Below are 732 nucleotides of genomic sequence, written 5' to 3'. Positions count from 1 at the left end.
CGCAAGGAGCGCCTATCTATTCGCATGAATTCGTTGTTGTTGTTCATTGTCATTCCCCTTTTTGTGTTCACTCACAGCATTGATTGCCGGATGTTTTCTTTGCCGAACCGCTCGTCGTCGATCCGTGCTTGGATTTGGGCCAACATTTTCTCGAGATCGGCCATGAGATCGTCGTGCGATTCCAACCCCACGCTGAACCGCAGAAGGAGGTCCTGACCACTCCAGGTCGTCGCGGAGCGGTTGCTCTTCACGGGCATGGGGGCAACGAGGCTGCGTGTCCCACCCCACGAGGCGCCGATGGCGAACGTCTCTAGCGTATTGAGCGCCTCCGGCACGTGCGGCAGTGCTTCGGGAACCAATTCCACGCTGAACACTCCGCTCGCGCCGAGGAAGTCGCGCTTCCAGAATTCGTGCCCGGGACAAGACGGCAGGGCGGGGTAGAGCACACGCTCGACGGCTGGGTGGCCGCGGAACCAGTTGATCATCGCCGTCGCGCCGTCGTGCGCGTGTTTCATTCGCACGCCAAGAGTCTCCATGCCCCGCAACACCAAAGAGGCGTCGTCGGGGGAAACACCGATCCCGGCGCGCCCCATAGTCGCCTTGAGCGCGTTGAAAAGCTGCTCGGAAGCCACCGTGATCGACCCCATCAGCACGTCGGAATGGCCCGAGATATATTTGGTGAGCGCTTCGGTCACGATGTCGGCCCCATGTACGAGGGGCTTGAAGTTAAGA

Annotated in this window: 1 protein-coding gene; it reads right to left on the bottom strand. The window is 60.1% G+C overall.

Features of this window, described 5'->3' with window-relative positions:
- Positions 1 to 71: 71 nt before the first annotated feature.
- The coding region (locus NKI72_RS35305; RefSeq protein ID WP_352852299.1) for a PLP-dependent transferase at positions 72 to 732 on the bottom strand (661 nt) is incomplete at its 5' end.

It is taken from the genome of Mesorhizobium sp. M0437 (assembly GCF_040321335.1).
Classification (GTDB): Bacteria; Pseudomonadota; Alphaproteobacteria; order Rhizobiales; family Rhizobiaceae; genus Mesorhizobium.
The sequence above is the reverse complement of the archived record's forward strand: the minus strand, read 5'-3'. Positions and strand labels throughout refer to the sequence as shown.